12 protein-coding genes and 2 tRNA genes are annotated in these 18,099 nt (G+C 41.4%); 3 read left to right on the top strand and 11 right to left on the bottom strand.

Annotation, left to right across the window (positions count from 1 at the left end; genetic code table 11):
* Positions 1-5: 5 nt before the first annotated feature.
* From EDD59_RS00170 to allB (EDD59_RS00155), 4 genes are read right to left on the bottom strand one after another with little or no spacing between them, the layout of a single operon-like run.
* Positions 6-1,406, bottom strand: a complete 1,401-nt coding sequence (locus EDD59_RS00170; RefSeq protein WP_132377788.1) for an NCS1 family transporter — start codon at positions 1,404-1,406, stop codon at positions 6-8.
* A 34-nt stretch (positions 1,407-1,440) separates the two neighbouring features.
* Entirely contained in the window at positions 1,441-2,814 is a 1,374-nt protein-coding gene (gene allB / locus EDD59_RS00165) for an allantoinase AllB (protein WP_132377786.1), read from the bottom strand.
* A 20-nt stretch (positions 2,815-2,834) separates the two neighbouring features.
* Positions 2,835-4,199, bottom strand: a complete 1,365-nt coding sequence (locus tag EDD59_RS00160) for an NCS1 family transporter (RefSeq protein WP_132377784.1) — start codon at positions 4,197-4,199, stop codon at positions 2,835-2,837.
* A 23-nt stretch (positions 4,200-4,222) separates the two neighbouring features.
* A complete protein-coding gene (gene allB / locus EDD59_RS00155; protein ID WP_132377782.1) occupies positions 4,223-5,626 on the bottom strand; it encodes an allantoinase AllB in 1,404 nt (467 codons plus the stop codon).
* Positions 5,627-5,892: 266 nt separating this feature from the next.
* On the opposite strand from allB (EDD59_RS00155), the gene EDD59_RS00150 reads away from it, so the two are divergent.
* Complete coding sequence (locus EDD59_RS00150; protein WP_132377780.1) at positions 5,893-6,744, top strand: oxamate carbamoyltransferase subunit AllH family protein; 852 nt, start codon at positions 5,893-5,895, stop codon at positions 6,742-6,744.
* 94 nt (positions 6,745-6,838) lie between these two features.
* On the opposite strand, the gene EDD59_RS00145 is transcribed toward EDD59_RS00150, so the two are convergent.
* From EDD59_RS00145 to EDD59_RS00130, 4 genes are all read right to left on the bottom strand, one after another.
* Positions 6,839-6,912, bottom strand: a tRNA-Met gene (locus tag EDD59_RS00145).
* A gap of 23 nt (positions 6,913-6,935) precedes the next feature.
* Positions 6,936-7,008 (bottom strand) — tRNA-Val (locus EDD59_RS00140).
* 146 nt (positions 7,009-7,154) lie between these two features.
* Positions 7,155-9,011 (bottom strand): hypothetical protein, encoded by a 1,857-nt coding sequence (locus EDD59_RS00135; protein WP_132377778.1) that lies wholly within the window; start codon positions 9,009-9,011, stop codon positions 7,155-7,157.
* Entirely contained in the window at positions 9,008-10,966 is a 1,959-nt protein-coding gene (locus EDD59_RS00130) for an efflux RND transporter permease subunit (RefSeq protein ID WP_132377776.1), read from the bottom strand. Before EDD59_RS00130 ends, EDD59_RS00135 begins: the two co-directional genes overlap by 4 nt.
* 184 nt (positions 10,967-11,150) lie before the next feature.
* Between EDD59_RS00130 and EDD59_RS00125 the strand changes: the two genes are divergently transcribed.
* The gene (locus tag EDD59_RS00125) at positions 11,151-11,690 is read left to right on the top strand and encodes a TetR/AcrR family transcriptional regulator (RefSeq protein ID WP_165920823.1); all 540 of its coding nucleotides are present in this window, start codon (positions 11,151-11,153) and stop codon (positions 11,688-11,690) included.
* Positions 11,691-11,834: 144 nt separating this feature from the next.
* Positions 11,835-13,568, top strand: coding sequence for a methyl-accepting chemotaxis protein (locus tag EDD59_RS00120; RefSeq protein WP_165920822.1), 1,734 nt, complete (start codon positions 11,835-11,837; stop codon positions 13,566-13,568).
* A gap of 12 nt (positions 13,569-13,580) precedes the next feature.
* Here the strand turns inward: EDD59_RS00120 and EDD59_RS00115 are convergent, their stop codons facing one another.
* From EDD59_RS00115 to EDD59_RS00105, 3 genes are read right to left on the bottom strand one after another with little or no spacing between them, the layout of a single operon-like run.
* On the bottom strand, positions 13,581-14,819 hold the full coding sequence (locus EDD59_RS00115) for a M28 family metallopeptidase (protein ID WP_132377770.1): 1,239 nt from the start codon (positions 14,817-14,819) through the stop codon (positions 13,581-13,583).
* A 23-nt stretch (positions 14,820-14,842) separates the two neighbouring features.
* Positions 14,843-17,335 (bottom strand): transglutaminase domain-containing protein, encoded by a 2,493-nt coding sequence (locus EDD59_RS00110; protein WP_132377768.1) that lies wholly within the window; start codon positions 17,333-17,335, stop codon positions 14,843-14,845.
* 5 nt (positions 17,336-17,340) lie between these two features.
* Positions 17,341-18,096, bottom strand: a complete 756-nt coding sequence (locus EDD59_RS00105; protein ID WP_132377766.1) for a copper homeostasis protein CutC — start codon at positions 18,094-18,096, stop codon at positions 17,341-17,343.
* Between the last annotated feature and the right edge of the window lie 3 nt (positions 18,097-18,099).

Raw genomic sequence — 18,099 nt, 5'->3', positions numbered from 1 at the left:
AAATCTTAGAGTAGAGCAGTCTCCACCTTCTCTTCAGTTTGTTCCTCTTCAAAAATTGTTCCAACGCGAAAATTTCTAGAAGCTGGAAGCTTTTTCATGAGGAAGTAATATAGTAGTCCTGTCGGTATCAGACTTATATACCAAGACAGCTCTACAACTACCAGTGAACAGAGGGAGCCAGCTAAGATTGCAATAATAGCCGCCCAGTTAACTCCTTTATAAGGGCCTTCTTTATCATACATGCGATTGATATCCAGCTTTTTCTTGCGAAGGATGTAATAATCAATTGCCATAACAGCGAAAATGGGGCCTAAAAATGCAGAATAAACTTGGGTAAACAAACTTAATCCTTTTGCAGAATTAGCTGTTACTAATTTCCAGGGCATACAGCATGCAGACAAAATCCCCACCAAAATAGTTGCATGTGTCCATTTCATATGAAATGATTCCATTAATACATAAGCAGGCGGAACGATATTGTTTAATACATTCGTTGTTACCTGGGCAAATGCAATGAAGAGAAGTGTCAGGATGGTTAAGAATTTGCTTCCCATTGTTGTTGAGAATACAACAACCGGATCACTATTTCCTGTTGCAGCTGTAACCAATAAGCCAATCAATCCCATGAATAAAGTAACTGGCAAAATTGCAACTGTATAAAGCGTTCCTGTGAATTTGGGCCCTACATTTTCTTTTAAGTTTCTTGTATAGTCAGACGCATTGATAATCATTGTAGAATATATCCCCAGGAAAGAGGTCGTTGCTGCCCAGAAGGGCATACCCCATGTGCCTTTAATATCAGAAAACGTTTCACCGATTTCTGTTCCAAACCGGGTTTTAACAACGTATAACATGTAAATCAAAATAACAATGATAAAAATGCTGGAAATATTTTCAAGCCATTTAATCCCCTCAAAGCCCTTGATTGCCAACGCCACTTGGAGAAGAGTAAATAGTGCATACACTATCGGAAGGTTATCAAACCCAAATAAAATTTTTAAACAATTGTTAATTGCACCGGCACCAACCCAACTCTGAAAACCGAACCAGATGACAGCCGGCACACCTCTCAACAATCCAGGTACTTTTAAACCAGTCGTACCAAAGCTGCTTCGAAGCTGTATTGTGTACGGAATACCATATTTGTGTCCGCAGTTGCCGATAACAACCAGGGCAACTGCGATGACAGCACAACCTATGATCATGGCTAAGATAGCCTGTGGAACTGTTAGGGCGCCAATCAGACCAGCTCCCATAGAGAACGTCCCTATAGATACACATCCACCCATAAAGCTTGCTGCATAAGATAGCGGAGTCATAATACGCTTCTGTGTGGGTTGTAGATCTTTATCTACATTTTTTATTAATTCAGGATTTAACACTTGATTTTCAACAATATTATCCACTTATATATCTCCTTCCACCACGAATATTTTCAGGTTATTTGTTTTTTTTAACGAAACGCCCATAGCCTTTCTCAGCCACAATTTTGCCCTCTTCTGCGACAACAGTTCCACGGATCATTGTCAAAACCGGAAGTCCTTTTCCCTTCTTTCCTGTGAAGGCTGAAATTTTGTTTACATAGTACAGTGAATCATTGGTGATTTCCCATTCCTTTTGGGGATCAAGAATAACAAGATCCGCATCAAACCCAGGTTTAATATCACCCTTCTTACCATAGATTCCAAATGCTTTTGCAGGCAAGTATGCCATAGATTTTGCAAGTACAGTCGGGCTTATGTTACGTTTTACGCAGCCCTCATCAAATGCAACCTGGAAGCAACTCTGGATTCCACTGATTCCACCCCATACATCAAATACATTGCCAATCTTGTTTCCAAGGATTTCATTGTATTTTTCGTCATATGAACAAGGAGAATGATCACTTGCAATACCGCTGAATACCCCCTCTTCTACATATTTCCACAATCTGTCAACCTCTTCCGGTGTCCGAAGAGGCGGTGCACATTTGAACAGCGGGCCCTTTGCTATAACGTCGTCTTCTGTAAGGCTTAGATAATGGGCACACGTCTCAGCAGTTATATCATAACCTTCTTCCTGTGCCTCTTTAATTTTCTGTGCCACATCAGGGCTGCTCACATGACAAATATGTATCTTACATTCAGTTGCTTTAGCGATTTCAATCATATCTACTGTCGCTACCATCTCGGCGATAACAGGTCTGGAATCAAGGAAACCTCTCCAATTCATTCTTCCTTCTTTTTTCATCCTCTGTTCCTGCCACTTGATTATAGAATAGTCCTCACAGTGAAATCCTACACGTCCATCAAATTCCTTTATAATCTGCATTGCTTCGTATGCCTGCCCATAGTTTAGGGAGCTATAGTCCGGAGACACCGGGCCAATAAAGGATTTGAAGGATACGCATCCCTTCTTATCCAATTCTTTCAAGTCATCGAAATTATCTGGAATTAGTCCGCCCCAGAAACAGTAGTCCGTATATGCATTTGTGCCAACCTTTGCAAGTTTTTTATCCATTATACCTGCATTTGTCATTGCCGGTTCGTTCTGAAGAGGCATATCAATAACCGTCGTGTAACCACCGACTGCTGCTGCCGCAGTCCCATGCTCATAATCTTCCCTCCACTCATAACCGGGATCATTTAAATGTGCATGTGTATCGATTGCCCCAGGAAAAACATATTTTCCCTGGGCGTCAATTACCTTCATTGCTTCAAGCTCAATTCCAGGCTCTAAAACTGCTGCAATTTTACCCTCTTTAATAGCAATATCAGTTTCATAAATACAATCTGGCGTCACAAGTTTTCCGTTTTTTACCAATAAGTCATACATTTATTTCCCTCCTATAGCCACTATTTATTTTCCAAAATGGTTCCTTTACGGAATCTTTCACAGGATGGCATTTTTTTCATGCAGAAGTAGAAAACGAATCCAGTAGGAATTGTTGCTGTAAAGAAAGAAACATCTACGTTAAGCAATCCGATTACCGCCCCTACAGCAATTGCAATAATTGCTGCCCAATTAATACCTGCATGATTTCCATTTGGATCATACAAATCTGCCAATGCTGCTTCTGAATACTTTCTCTTATGAAGAATAAAATAATCTGTAATTAATACTGCGAAGATTGGTCCAAAGAATGCAGTATATGTTTTACTAAACAATGCAAGTCCTGCTGCTGAACTGTCATTTGTCAAAATCCAGGGGCATGTACATACTGCTAAAATACCAATAAGGATAACTGCCGTTCTGTGTTTCATCTTAAATGCATCCATAAATGCATATGCAGGGGGAATTACATTACTTGCAAGATTTGTTGTAAGCTGTGCAAAGATAATAAAAAGTAATGTAACAACCATAACAACCTTATTGTCTACCATTTCTGCAAAAGCATTGATTGGATTTGCGTTTCCTGTAACCGTAGATGCCATTGCACCAATAATACCAAGAAGTACTGTTGCAGGAACCATTGATAGGAAATAAGAAACTCCACGTTTCATAGTAGAATATCCGCCCTTCATCTCACGAGAATAGTCACCGGCATTGAGCATAACTGTAGTACTATTTCCAAAGAAAGCAATGATAGCAGCAACAAATGGCATTCCCCATGTTCCTTTTTTGTGCATCAAATTAGCTCTTATTACATCACCATACTGAGTAATGCATAAAAACAGAAGATAAATCATAGCAAGAGAAATGACTACTCCCCCAATGTTTCCAACCCATTTAGCTCCTTGGAATCCCTTAATTGATAATAAAATCTGAATAATCTGGAAAAGAATGAAAAATACCCAGATGTTATCATATCCAAACAGAGCTTTGGAAATATTGTTGATAGCAGCTCCCCCAAGCCATGTCTGAAAACCATACCACACAATTGCAGGAATTCCTCGGATCATGCTTGGCACTATATTACCTTTTGTACCAAACGCACTTCTAAGTTGTACAGCATATGGTGCTCCAGTTCCATAACTAAACTGGTCATTCATAGAAATACCTACAACCAGAATCATGGAACCTATTGTTACCGCCAGAAATAACTGTAATAAGTTTAGTCCGGCTTCCAATTGAGAAGAGCCCATTGCGAGCGTTCCAATGGAAATACATCCTCCGAGCCATAACATTGTGTTGGAGCCCCAACTCATAATACGATCCTTTTCGGGAATCGGCGCTAATGTACTAGTGTTTTCTTTTGCTTCGTTGTTAACGTCACCCATAATCTCTTTCTCCTATTATCTATTTATTTTACCGGTGTAATAAATTCACCATATCCAATGGCTTCATCCTTATACAGCCCATCCTCAGCAACAACTTTGCCGCGAATAATTGTACAAACAGGAGCTCCTTTACCTTCCATGCCATCAAAACAAGAGACATGCCCTTTTGTCAGAAGTTCTTCTTGTTTGCATTTCCATGCCTTTTCAGGATCAACAATTACAATGTCCCCATCAAATCCAATCTCAAATGCACCTTTACGTCCATATAGGCCAAATACCTTAGCAGGATTGTAGTCCATAACCTTTGCTATCAAGCTTGGGCTTAATTTTCTTTGATGAACAACCATATCAAACATCATTGGAAGAAAGAATTGGATAGAGTTAAGTCCGCCCCATGCGTGCCAGATATCTTTTGTCGCATTATCTTTTTCTTCATCTGCTGCCGGCGAATGATCACTTCCAATACAGGACAATGTTCCGTCTAATACATAATCCCAAAGTTTATCCATATCTTCTTTTTTGCGCATCGGAGGAGTACATTTTGCAGGAGCCCCCTTTTCAAATACAAAATCTTCTGTAAATCCAAGGTAATGTGGACATGTCTCCGCTGTAATCGGAAGACCTTCATAAATAGCATCCTTTACAACTTGGGCAACCATTGGATGGCTGACATGGCAAATGTGAACACGTCCGCCCGTCGCTCTTGCCATATCAATGACATTTTTTGTAGCAACATATTCTGTCCAAACATCATGAGAGTCCAAAAAATCTCTAATTTTCTCCTGATTTGTTCTTCCTTCTTTCGCTTTTGCTTCTTTTTCCCTTTCCAGAACTTGACCATATTCTTCACAGTGGAATCCACAAAGTGCATTATATGGTTTCAGTATCTCGAGTGCTTTTCTAACGTTTCCCATACTTACTGTTGGAAAAAGATTTCCATTTGGACATGTAAAGCCTTTGAATGCAGCAACGCCACAGTTATGTAGATCAATCAAATCATTCATATTGTTTTTTACTGAATCTGGTTTATCATCATAGTCTCCTACAATTCCTCCCCAAAGTGCAAAATCAACAGCTGAGTGTTTACTGATTTTTCCCATTTTAAGGTCAAAGACCTCTTTGTTCATCAATGAAGGATCATTGTTCAGTGGCATATCGATCAGACATGTACATCCGGCAGAAACAGCAGCCCTTGAACCAGTCTCAAAATCTTCACGATATTCAAATCCAGGTTCATTCAAATGTGCATGACAATCAATAATGCCTGGAAATACATAGTTTCCTTTCGCATCAATCACCTCGTTCGCTTCCACATCAGTACCTTTTGCCAAAAATGCTGCAAATACACCATCATCCACTGCAATGTCTGCTTCATAAATACAGTCAGGCGTTACAATTTTTCCGTTCTTTACCAATAAATCATACATATATTTCCCTCCTATAGCTCCCTTTCCAATGTTGCCAGAAAGTGTTGTTGTAATTCGGTCGGCCAAAGCGAATTGATATAATATATTTTAAATAGGATTTTACAACATTACAATTACGTGAACCAGAGAAAATATATTTCTTTTTTGTCTGATATGTATAATTTTTTTATTTTTTTGTATTATAATTGTATTTTTTATCCCTTCATATTAAAATTAATTTGTGATTGTCATAAAATCATATCATTTTTTTGGAGGGCTTATCATAAATGTTGCACAACATTACATACACATCTACTTATGCACGGCAAATTCTTTCAGATAGCAAAACCGGTACTATTCATTCTGTATACCGAAAAACAGTCAATATTACATTAGGGAATTTCCTTCTTGCGCTGCAAACAGCTGATTCTCCTATATCAGCAATTAGTTTAATCACTAACCTATCCGCATCCGATATGGAGTGCTTAAATTTAAAACCAGGTATGCCCGTGCGTATTGCTGATTGTCAAATACAAATCGGGATCCCTGCCGATGTTATTTTTTCATACTCCAATGTTTTCAGATATAATTTAAAATTAAACAATATCCCCCCAAATTTTTCTATTAATTTTCTTAATGAAGCCTTAAAACAAGCATTGTTAGATTTTCCTCCAATTGGATTCCAACCACTTTTTAATAACTCTGATTCCATGCCGGATTCTATTGTTTTAGACATTGCTGAGAAGTATCTTGCAGATTGTACTATGTTATTTCAAAACAAAGATTATAAAAAAGCCGCTGAAAAATTATCACTTCTAATCGGTCTTGGAATCGGATTAACACCAAGTGGCGATGACTTCTTGTGCGGAACACTTGCTGGTTTTCTTCTATCGGGCCAATCCGATTCTCCTTTTATAACTTTTTTACACCAGGAGATACAAAGTCATTTAAAAAATACGAATGATATTAGCGGAGCCTTTTTATCTTGTGCACTGGAGAATCAATTTAGTCTTCCTGTTGTATCTCTTTTGAAGCCAGACAAACATTCAATATTTGATAACTTTAGTAAGATTGGTCATTCTTCAGGTTCAGATACACTTTGTGGAATTCTTTATGCTATTCAACTATCATTATCTTAATAGCATATTGATATAGACAAAACGGCAGAAAACCTTAAAGGCTTCCTGCCGTTTTTGCTTCAAAAAAAGCCCATAAAATCGGGCTCTCCAATAGTAGCGGAAACTGGATTTGAACCAGCGACACCACGGGTATGAACCGTGTGCTCTAGCCAACTGAGCTATTCCGCCATATGCAATATTTAAAAATATTATGGGGCCTATAGGGCTCGAACCTATGACCCTCTGCTTGTAAGGCAGATGCTCTCCCAGCTGAGCTAAGACCCCATAACTTCACCGGTTTGCGATTGTTTCACCCGCAACCCGCTTTGCTATTATACTATTAAATTTCATCAGATGTCAACACCTTTCTTCTTCTTTTTTAAATGTTGTAGTTTTATGATAATTCTATTGAATTTTCAGACATTTTTATTCTATTTAAAGAGCTCAGTGAATTTATCTATCAATGTACTTTTCTCTTTCTTCTTCGGTTCTTCTTTTACTTTTTCTGCTTCTTTGACCGAATCCGTAGTCATAACAAACTGAACACTTTTTACATCTTTATTGTTCGGAGAGACAAAGGAAACCATCTGGAAATCGTCAAAGTTATACTCATCTGTCAACTTGCGGATTTCTTCCTGTACTTTATCCGGCAGCTTTGAAGTTTCTCCCGCAAGCTGGGTGCTTCCTTTATGCAGTTCCTTACTTCCTTGGGCCATGATGTCAGAACCTTCTCTAAGCTCCTTTACGCCTCCCTCCAGCTGTCCATAATTGGAGCTTAGCTGGTTCACACCCTCAGTATAGGAGGCCAGACCCTCATGAAATGCTTTATATTCTTCAGAAATTTTTCCAAGGCCATTGCTAAGTTCCTGAACCTGCGCCAACAGGTCATTATTTTCGACAGCACCTTCCACCCCGCCGGCAATGTTATTAAGCTGCACACTGATTCCTCTTAAGCCTGGATTAGTTTCACTTCCGTCACCCTGAATCATTGTGTCAAGGCCTGCACTTAACTGGTCTGCCTGTGCCCGAACTCCCCGGTAGGATGCCTTAATCTGCGTTGCTGCCATGTACCCGCGGGCCAGTACCTTCACTCTGTCCTGATTTACGGGATCTGATGCAAGAGCCGCCTGCAGCTCCCCAATATCACTCTCTGATATTGCCGCCCCGTCAGGAAGTGCCGAGATGAGTCCATCCATGCCAGAAAAAAAATCTCCGTACCCTGCTTTAACTCCATCAAGACCATCAGCAAGAGCATTCAGTCCCTGGGCCATCCCTGCCAGTCCCCGGGGCAGCTGCGCAAGTTCACCCATGCCTTCACCCGAATTGCTTTCCAGACTGGAATTCAACCGCTTTGACATCTGTGTAAGAGCATTTTTTATCAGCTCAGAGCTGTCTATAATCTGATTGGAGTTTTTACTCAGCGCTGCTATTCCAGAACCATATGTCTTGGCTCCGTCCGCCAGTTTTGATATACCTCCGTTTAACCCTGAAATTCCCTGACTTAAAGACCCAATACCGTAATCAATACCATTGATTGCCTCTGTCAATGTGCTAAGTCCGTCCGTCATGTCACTCGTGTCCGGCAATTCTATCGCCATAGAAAAAGGCATTGCAGCAATCTGGATACCGGCCATAGAAAAATCTTTTACATTTGCCTCTAAAACATAGTCGGCATCCTTACCGGGCATTACTGTGTAAACGACCGTTTTATCTGACCCGGCATTTGCAACCGCGGCATCTTCTGCCTTAATATCACTACACTTATCGCCGTCCATGGTTAAGGTAATCTGCAGCATATAATTATCATAAAATGTCTTGCTAATTTCCTGATTTTGTTTACTTTTTATACGTATATTAAGTAGGCCGTCAGCACCGGCAAGTCTTTCCTCCTGTACAGGCTCTCCATCAAGTAAGTACTTTATCCCGAACTGCCAGGGCAAAGCCTTTTTTGAAAGCGTTCCCTGATACCGGAAGACTTCCGGCTTTGCTGTCATTTTAATCTCATCTTGCGCCTGTTCTATTGTTTCGGTACCTGAAAGGTTTTCCACTTTACAGTAGTCCCCATAATCTGTAATTTCTCCCTTTGAGGTCACATCGAACTGATTTACTACATAAATATCATGCACCGTTCCGGCTTCAGATAATTTGGCATAGACAATCTCATCTTTACCCTCAGACAACACAGCCTCATTCTTCTCTTTGGCCATTGCCGGTACAGCATCTAAGCATCCAAATACCAGTGCTCCTGTCAGTAAACCGGCAAATAATCCTATCTTCTTTGTTTTCATTGTTTAGTTTCCTTTCCGTTAAAATTAATTTCTTTAGCCTTAAAAAAACCGGCTTTACAAGTAGTCCTTCTAATTACCCCATCAAATATTCGGAGCAGTGCGGGCAGCAGGCAGAACACCATAAACATAGAAAGAAGGGTCCCTCTTGCCAGCAGCATACCTAATTCCCCCACAATCGGATTCGAGGAGGATATATTAAGTGCCAGACCGGCTATCGCTAAAACGCTTCCCGATACCAGTATGGATTTGAAGGTTTCACCCATCGCCGTATGGATTGCCTTTTTGGAAGATGTTTCTTTGCGCAAATCCAGATAATGCGTGGTAAACAAAATCGCATAATCGACTGTCGCCCCCAATTGAACTGTACTGATAACCAGATATCCCAGGAAATTTAGCGCCGACCCCGCAAAATAAGGGATGGAGAGATTAATCCAGATACCAATTTCTATAGTGAAAATCAGTATAAAAGGCAGGGAAACCGATTGGAGAGAAAAAAGTAACACCAGGAATATTGCTGCAATTGCTATAAGATTCACTCTGTTGTTGTCTATCGCCACCACACTTTTCATATCATATAGATTGGCACTCTGCCCCGCAAAATAAAACTCTTTGTAATATTTGTTTACCGTAGCTTTTATTTCCTCAACAGTCTTAAAAGCAGCCTCACCCTCCTGCTTTGTATCGGTGTAGATAATAATTCTGGCATAGTTTTTGGAATAAAATTGATCAATAATCTCCGGTGCCAGAAAGTCTTTAGGGATTCCTGTCCCCACCTGAGACGCAAAAGACATTATTCCTGTTATATGCTGTAATTTCCCCTCTCCATTTCCATAAAGAAAATCAACTTTTCTTTGCCCCAAAAAGGCCGGAATCGTTAAAACAACTACAATCACCATCACAGGTATTGCAACTTTTGAAAAAAAGCAGTTTACATTTTTAAAGCTCGGCATAAATTCGCGGTGCTGGGACTTCTGGATCAGCTTGTTACACATTAAGGTCAGACAGGGCAGAAAGACCATACAGCTAATAAAGCTCAGGGCAATACCCTTTGCCAGATTGAGGCCTAAATCTGCGCCGATGCGAAAATCCATAAATGCCAGAGCTATAAATCCAAACAAAGTTGTAAGGGCACTGGCGGCAACAGTTTTAACCGACTTTTTCATTGCTGCTCTCATGGCATTCTCCGGGGTGTCATATTGCCTTTTATAATCCCCATAGCTATGCAGCAGGAATATCGCATAATCAAGAGATACCGCCAATTGTAAAATAGGGCTTACAGAATTGGTAATAAAGGAAATCCGCCCCAGGAAAATATTCGTTCCCATGTTTATGACAATGGAGGTTCCAATGGCAGCAACAAATAAAAAAGGTTCCAGCCAGGAAGTTGTAGACAAAATCAAAATCAGCAGAATGGTGGGGACGATGATGAGCACAGCCATTTTGACCTCCCCGCCGGCGGCGCTGCGCATGGCGTTGGTATCCGCTGCCTCTCCGGAAACGGCGCCATCTTTTCCTGTCAGTTTCCGGATTGCCTTGATTGTCTCCGGTTCCATCCCTTCTTTAATCGTTACCGAGTACAAGGCCTTCCCGTTTTTATAAAAGCCTTCTACAGTATCTTGATCATACATTTCCAGAGGTTTTGCAACATCTACCATATCATCCAACCACAGCACCTCGGTAATCCCGTTTATTTTAAGCAGCTTCTCTTTGTATTCCAGAGCTTTTGCAACTGATACATCCGAGACCATTACACTGCTGTTTGGTACCGCCTGGGTGAACTCCTTTTCCATAATCTTGACAGCCTTGGTCGACTGTGCACTTGGCGGCAAATAATCTGCCATTTTGTAGTTGACATTTACTCTCATCAGGAGAAGTATGCTGGCAATTGTTAAAAGCGCAAAAACTATTACTACAGACTTCCGATGTTTAATAACGAAATTTGTGTACCAATTCATAATTAATCCTTTCGCTGTTTATATTTTTATCTTTTAACACAGTGTTGAACTATTGACACAATGTTAGTATAATCAGATTGAAAGAGCATAACAATAAGCACTTTTTTCAATTAGTGTTAAAACTCCAACACACTCTCTTTCGACTGTTGGAAATGTACTTTTTTACAAAGAAGGGATGATTTTTATGAGTGATACAATTGATAACAGAAGACGCATGTTTACTAAAAGAGTCATTCAAGAAGAATTTTTAAAAATCTTAAAAGAGAAGAAGCTATCAAAAATAACTGTAAAAGAAATATCTGCGGCTGCAGGAATTAACCGGGGAACATTTTACTATTATTATGCAGATCCATTTCAACTTTACTCCGAAATAGAAAATGAATTTATCAGTCAGATTATGAATTATATAAAAACAGATGAAGAAGACATTAGCAGTTGGCTCGGTACGCTTTTGCATCTGCTAAAAGATAATCAGGATATGACAATCGTTGTGCTGGCAGACAGCACAGAGGGAATGCTTCTGGATTCAGTATTAAACACTGTAAAAAACAAAACAATAACAAGTTTCATAAAAAAGTATCCCCATTCTTCTTCCGAAGAAAGGGAGCTCTTTTTTACTTATTTTGCACAAGGTTCAATCTCCGTAATAAAAAGATGGCTGCTGGAGTTTCCCTATATCCCGCCGGATCATATCGCTGATGTGCTAATCAATTTACTTTCTTAAAAACGCTTCATAAAGTATATCCTGAACATTTACTTTGATTTAAAGAAAAGTAAAGCAGATAATTTTTATGATATTAGTTATTATTACTAGCTATTGGCCGATAATCATATAAGGATTTTAAATCATAGAAAAGAGGTGCATAATTTGCAAAGTTTAAAAAGAAAACTGACCTTAAATATCCTTACTCTGGTCATTATAACATCACTTTCCACTGCAATAATTGGCATTTATGAGAGCTTCAAAACCACAGATAAGATTATTCAAAAACAGGTTGAAGACCAACTGGCTGCAGCAGATAACATGCTTTCTGTTCAGCTTGCTGAACAGTTCGGAGCTTTATCGCTGGATAGTGATGGTGTGCTCATTGATGAAAATAACCACAAAATCGAAGGAAACTATGAAGCCATCGACCTGATTTCTAAAAAAATGAACGTCGTCGCAACTGTCTTTGCTAAAGATGGCAGTGATTTTAAAAGGGTGCTGACCACTATCAAGGATGAAAATGGGGAACGGGTTGTAGGAACCAAACTGGATACTGCCGAAGATGCATACAAAAAAGTGTTGAGTGGAGATACATATTTCGGTGAAGCTGCTATCCTTGGTTCTCAGTACATGACTCAATACACGCCTTTATATGACAGCGGCCGGCAAATCATAGGCATATATTTTGTGGGAATACCTATGGATACAGTAAATAACATTCATAACAATGGGCTTCGGTCTGTGATTACCATTGTGTCCATACTTATGGTCTTTGTTTTGATTGCGATTCTCGTAGTCACCAATATTGTAAGCAGTAACATTGTAAAACCTATCCGCCAAATTACAGCTGCCGCTACCCGCATTGCCGAGGGTGACTTCGATGTAGAGCTCGCAGTCTCTTCAAAGGACGAGATCGGACAACTCGCTAAATCCTTCCAGCTTACCATAGGACAGCTTAACAATTATCAGTCTTATATTGATGAAATTTCCCATGCGTTGGAACTGATTTCTGGAGGGGATTTTACTGTTGAACTGCACAAGGAATATGAAGGACAATTTCAAAAATTAAAAATCCACATGCAGACAATGCTCATGAACCTGAATGCCATGTTAGCCCAGATCCATAACTCAGCAGAACAGGTAAACAGCGGTTCCGCACAAATAGCAAATACTTCACAATCACTGTCCCAGGGCGCAACAGAGCAGGCAAGTTCTGTTGAACAATTATCCGCTTCTATCGAACAGATTACAGAACAAATCACCCAAAATGCAGAAAACTCAAAGTCCGCATATAAGAAAGCCACCCTCGCTGGTACAGAGATGCACACAGGTAATGATGAGATGCAGAATATGGTTATCGCCATGGAACAGATAGCGCAGCAATCGAATCAAATTTCAAGTATCATTAAAATGATCGATGATATCGCCTTTCAGACCAATATTCTGGCATTGAACGCAGCTATTGAAGCTGCCCGCGCAGGAGAAGCCGGAAAAGGCTTTTCCGTTGTGGCAGATGAGGTACGTAATCTCGCCGGCAAGTCGGCGAAAGCAGCAAAGGATACCGCCTCTCTAATTGACGCTGCCACTGAAGCAATTGACAAGGCAGCCTTAATTGCAGCCGCCACCGCCGAATTGCTGCAAAAAAGTGAAGACACTACAAATGAATCTGTCGCTCTGATTAACAAGATTGCAGATGCCTCGCAGATGCAGTCTGTTGCTATAACCCAGATAAATCAAGGCATTGAGCAGATTTCATCGGTTATCCAGGCAAATGCCGCCACGTCTGAGGAAAATGCTGCTGCCAGTCAAGAACTCTCGAGCCAGGCAGATATATTAGAAGAACTGATTGCAAAAATCAAACGAGACAAACAAAGAGAATACTCATCTTTTACATAGGTGAATCCCCTACTATTCCTCAAAATATATCTCCAGCCTGTTTTTCATATCCTCCGGCACTTCTCGTCTAAATGGAAACACCTTCGCCTCAGCCAAACTTTCGGCAATATACAGAAGGATATCTGCACTGCGCTTTAACGAACATGGAGAAATCAGTTCAATCGTATCATAGCGTGTATGCATACCAAATCCGTCCCGGTTGAGCGTCATAGCCGGGATTCCCCTCCAGGCAAATGTGTTGGAATCGCTTCCCCAGACATCATTCTTAAATGAGACACCCATACCAGCTTCATGCATCATATAAGCAAGCATCTGACATACTGGGGCCTCTGCCGTGACACCAATCACTGTTCCGCCGATAAGCTGCCCTGCCAGATCCACATTCATATTAAACCTATGCCTTGGAAGTTCCGATTCATGAGCCTTCACATAAGCCTGACTCCCGCAAAGTCCCGCTTCTTCGGCTCCGAACCAAATAAATTCAAGAGTACGCCTGGAGGGATTCTCAGCAAAATATCTGGCAAGTTCCATGATAATCGCGGCACCGGACATATTGTCATAGGCACCCGGACCCTGAGGGACAGAATCATAATGCGCACTTAAGGTCAGTATTTCCTCCTCTTTATCAAGTCCTTTTATTCTGGCAATGATGTTCCTGGATGAGCGTGTCACTTGTTTTTGCTGCAGCTTTAAGCTTACACGGGAAGCCCCTCTCTCTACTAGTTCCACCGCATCCTTATAATGCAGATTCACTCCCTGTACAGGAGACTCTTTCACACCCCGCAGGCTGGGGTCTGCAGGCTCCAGATCTTCGCCTTCATCGATTGGAGTTCCCGACATAGTGATAAAACCAACGGCCCCATGGGAAACTAATTTTTGGTATATTTCTTTCTTTACCAATCCGTTCACCATGACAATCTTTCCTTTTGCATAAGAAAGGCTGATTTCATCCCCATTTTCAATATAAAGAAATGGTGCCTCTATACCATTTTCCGGTGTATTTCCACATCTTTTGTACCCTGTTACCCGATACTCTTTTTCATATGGCTGTGTAACCTTAAGTCTCGCCTCTGTAATCTCATATGCAGAAAACTCAAATTCTTCTGTGACAGCTATAAGACCTATTTCCCGAAGATATTTTAAGATTTCATCCGACGCCCTTTTTTCACCTTCTGTACCAGCCTCCCGTATATAGTTAAATTTTTCTACAAACTGATATTGTCTTTTCCCACTGATTTTACCTAGGCCCATTCTCAATGTTCTCTTCCTCCACATTATTTGCAAGCGTTTCCGATTTCTTCCAGAATCCTGAACATCATATTCCCGGTTCCTACATTATATCCGCTTTCCGCATAGACCGCGGTTAGTTTTCTGGATGTAACTATGATTAATGGAAGTTTCTCATGGTCCACATACACACGTCTGCCCAACAGCTCTATATTTTTCTCAAAATCATCGTAGAAGACCCGTATCCCGGGAAATATCTGCAAAACCTGGGCAATATTTTTGTCTGTAAGTATCGCCTCTGACCGGACAATAAAAATCATCTTATCCTGATACCTGGCATAATCTGTCTCTTGTCCCAGCAATTCATTTAAAATATGAATTGTAGGCTCTCTGCTTCCCTCCAGCCAAAAGAAAACATGGAATCCATTATTGCTCAGCTCACTTCCGCTGACCTCTCTTCCGTCAAGATCCCGGACATAAAAATCCGGCATATCGATATTTAACAGCATGTCACTTAAGTCTGCCTCTCTCTTTATCAGCTCAATCTCCTTTTCTTCTCCCCTCTCCAACCGGAACTCATAACGATTTGTCAGTACAGAGCCATTCGGAAGCCGGTTAGCCGTCAGAAGTCTATATATACCGGGCTTTAGCTGCAGCTGCAGTTCTCCATCCGCCCAAACGGCATCCCTAAGCTTTAAAGAGGTATATTTACCTCCCGCAAAACGGGCCATGCTCCAATCTTGAAAGTAAGTCCAGGCTTCGTCTGACTCTCCCTTAAGAATCAGACGGCAATCTGGTGCCTCCTCCGGCAAAACAGGAACAAATACGCTTTCCAGTATATATTCCATAGTTCCGCTGACAGGATGCAGTCTTGCCGGAATTCCGAGCGTCCTTGCAATGGCTACAAAAAGTACCTTTTGAGAGCGCAAGCTTGCCGCATGAAGCTTCAGGGCTGCTCCAGGAAGGGTGATAAGGCTGTCATGCTCTTTTTCCGGGCAGGAACGGATATTTAGAGTAATCCAGTCCCATATGACGGAAGGGGTTTCCTGAAACTTTCTCTTTTCTTCCTCATGAAACATCAGATTAATCTTCTTACGGTAAGTAAAGAGTATCTCATCTTCCACTCTCGGATTCAAGACATAATTTACAAAGATATCATGAGGCCATTGCTCTCTGTAGGGAAGAGCATAATGCAGATGTTCTTCCAGAACTTCACGCCTGCAGTCTGTCTGGTCTTTTATTGTCAAAACATCAAGCAGTGCCTGCCGCAGGTCTCTATTCTCTCCCGACTTCATATCCCCGGCTAAAAAGGCTTCTCTGTCCGGATTCGTAAAGGCGGGGATATGTGACGCTCTTATCTTAGCTGCTGCTTTAAGCCGTACATCGCCTGACAGAATCTGCTCCTTTGTAGGGGCATCTGTATGTACAGGCATGTCATGGGGAGCAATCATATCATAAGCCAGCCACTCTTCCTCAGGAATTTTTTTCGTCAGCGTAATAGTACAAATCGCCTCCCTGCCGGTATCAATGAACGCATCTCCACACAGTTGTACCTGCTTTTTTATCTCCGCATGTATGTGTAAACTGCCAGCTCCCGTAAACAAATAGGTCTGCCCTGCTTCATCTGTGACAGTCCGGGCAATAGGGAGAAATTGTGCATAGTTAAGCACCTCAAAGGAAACCCGTGCACCAGAAACAGGGCCGCCCGTCTCATCTGTTATACGAACTGTGATCTTTTTCACCACTGCATAGCGGTCCAATTCATTGAACATCACAGCTATTCCCGCTTTCCCGATAACACGGCCGGCAGAGGCCTTTTCCACCCCGGAGTCAAACCGGCGGGAATGTACCAGCATAGCCCTTGAAGATGCATTGGTGAACCAGCCTCTGTTCAAAATAGGCTGGGGCTCACAGGCACCTGTAAAGTACCAAATTCCATCACACCACATTTCCACCCAGGCATGATTATCATCACAGTGGGACCAGCAGGGTGCATAAACCTGTCTCGCAGGAATTCCCACACTTCTAAGGGCATTCACCATAAAGGTGGACTCTTCCCCACATCTGCCGGTTCCTCTTTTATACACTGCCAGTGCAGACAAGGTTCTGCTATCGGTACTCTGATAGGTTGCTTTCTCAGCGCACCAGTAGTTAACCTCCAGCATACGCTCCTTTGTAGTCATTCCCTGTACTCTGTTTTTTAACTGATTGTAAAACAGGCTCCGGCAGGGCAAAATCTCTTCTTCATTTACCCTATGGCAAAGCACATAATTTAGAAATATTTCTTCCGGAAGCTTTTGTACTTCTTCAGACTCCTTCCAAAGCTTCACTCCATGTTCTGCAAAGTCAAGAAAATACTCAAAAGGATAATTTCCCACATCACTATAGGTTGAATACGTATATAAATACTGTAGGGCAAGAGCCACCTCCTGACAGCAACCTGTCAATTTTTCATCTATTTCCGCAAATACCACAGGCAGTTCCATCTGTCTGACATGATATTCTCTTTCTATTCTCCCTTGGTTTTTTTCTAGAAACATATTAATCACCTCTGCTGCAGTTTATCCAGGACCCGTCTGGCTTCTTTAATTTTATTTTCATCCGTGCGCCAGATTTCATATTCATCGATGCCCGGTCCGCCCATATTCAGATTTTTATTTCGATGTTTCATAAGACTGTTCAATACGATTTTACCCGACATATGATAAGCGGCAGCGCCTGTATATTCATACATATCGTGGATCACACCGGCGTCCACACTACTGCCGGCCTGAATGGAAATTCTCCCTGCACTTTTCTTTACAAGTTTTTTGATCAGATCCTTCCCCAAAATGCAAGTATCTTCCTGCCCTGATGTGAGGATTGTATCGATTCCAAGATCGATGGCCTGCTCCATGGCCGCAAAGGGATCGGCACATACATCAAACGCTCTGTGCAAAGTGACTGACATATCACCTTTTTTCTCCATGAGGATTTTCATTCTTTCCATATCCAGGGTTCCGTCCGGTTTCAGGATTCCGATGACAATTCCTTCTGCCCCCAATTCATGGAAGGCCTGCACAGCATCACAGATTAGATCAAACTCATAATCGGTATAACAAAAATCACCAAATCTCGGCCTTATAAGTACATGGATTCTAATGTTTGTATACCGTCTGATTTCCTGAAAAAGCCAAGGTACCGGCGTTGTCCCACCAATCAGCAGATTTTGGCACAATTCGAGCCGGTCGGCACCTCCCTTTGCCGCCGCAATGGCGGACTCCACAGAGTCCACACAGGCTTCTAATATAAATTTTTCCATCGT

The sequence above is a fragment of the Muricomes intestini genome, from assembly GCF_004346165.1.
Taxonomy (GTDB): Bacteria; Bacillota; Clostridia; order Lachnospirales; family Lachnospiraceae; genus Muricomes; species Muricomes intestini.
Note: the sequence above shows the minus strand (reverse complement) of the source record. Positions and strands in the feature narration are given on the sequence as shown.

Bases quoted from the DNA above. Each gene is read 5' to 3' on its own strand.
- EDD59_RS00150 (WP_132377780.1), top strand. From the start codon at position 5,893: ATGTTGCACAACATTACATACACATCTACTTATGCACGGCAAATTCTT.
- EDD59_RS00105 (WP_132377766.1), bottom strand. From the start codon at position 18,096: ATGGAAAAATTTATATTAGAAGCCTGTGTGGACTCTGTGGAGTCCGCC.
- EDD59_RS00115 (WP_132377770.1), bottom strand. From the start codon at position 14,819: ATGGGCCTAGGTAAAATCAGTGGGAAAAGACAATATCAGTTTGTAGAA.
- EDD59_RS00130 (WP_132377776.1), bottom strand. From the start codon at position 10,966: ATGAATTGGTACACAAATTTCGTTATTAAACATCGGAAGTCTGTAGTA.
- allB (WP_132377786.1), bottom strand. From the start codon at position 2,814: ATGTATGACTTATTGGTAAAAAACGGAAAACTTGTGACGCCAGATTGT.
- EDD59_RS00125 (WP_165920823.1), top strand. From the start codon at position 11,151: ATGAGTGATACAATTGATAACAGAAGACGCATGTTTACTAAAAGAGTC.
- EDD59_RS00160 (WP_132377784.1), bottom strand. From the start codon at position 4,199: ATGGGTGACGTTAACAACGAAGCAAAAGAAAACACTAGTACATTAGCG.
- EDD59_RS00135 (WP_132377778.1), bottom strand. From the start codon at position 9,011: ATGAAAACAAAGAAGATAGGATTATTTGCCGGTTTACTGACAGGAGCA.
- allB (WP_132377782.1), bottom strand. From the start codon at position 5,626: ATGTATGATTTATTGGTAAAGAACGGAAAAATTGTAACGCCTGACTGT.
- EDD59_RS00110 (WP_132377768.1), bottom strand. From the start codon at position 17,335: ATGTTTCTAGAAAAAAACCAAGGGAGAATAGAAAGAGAATATCATGTC.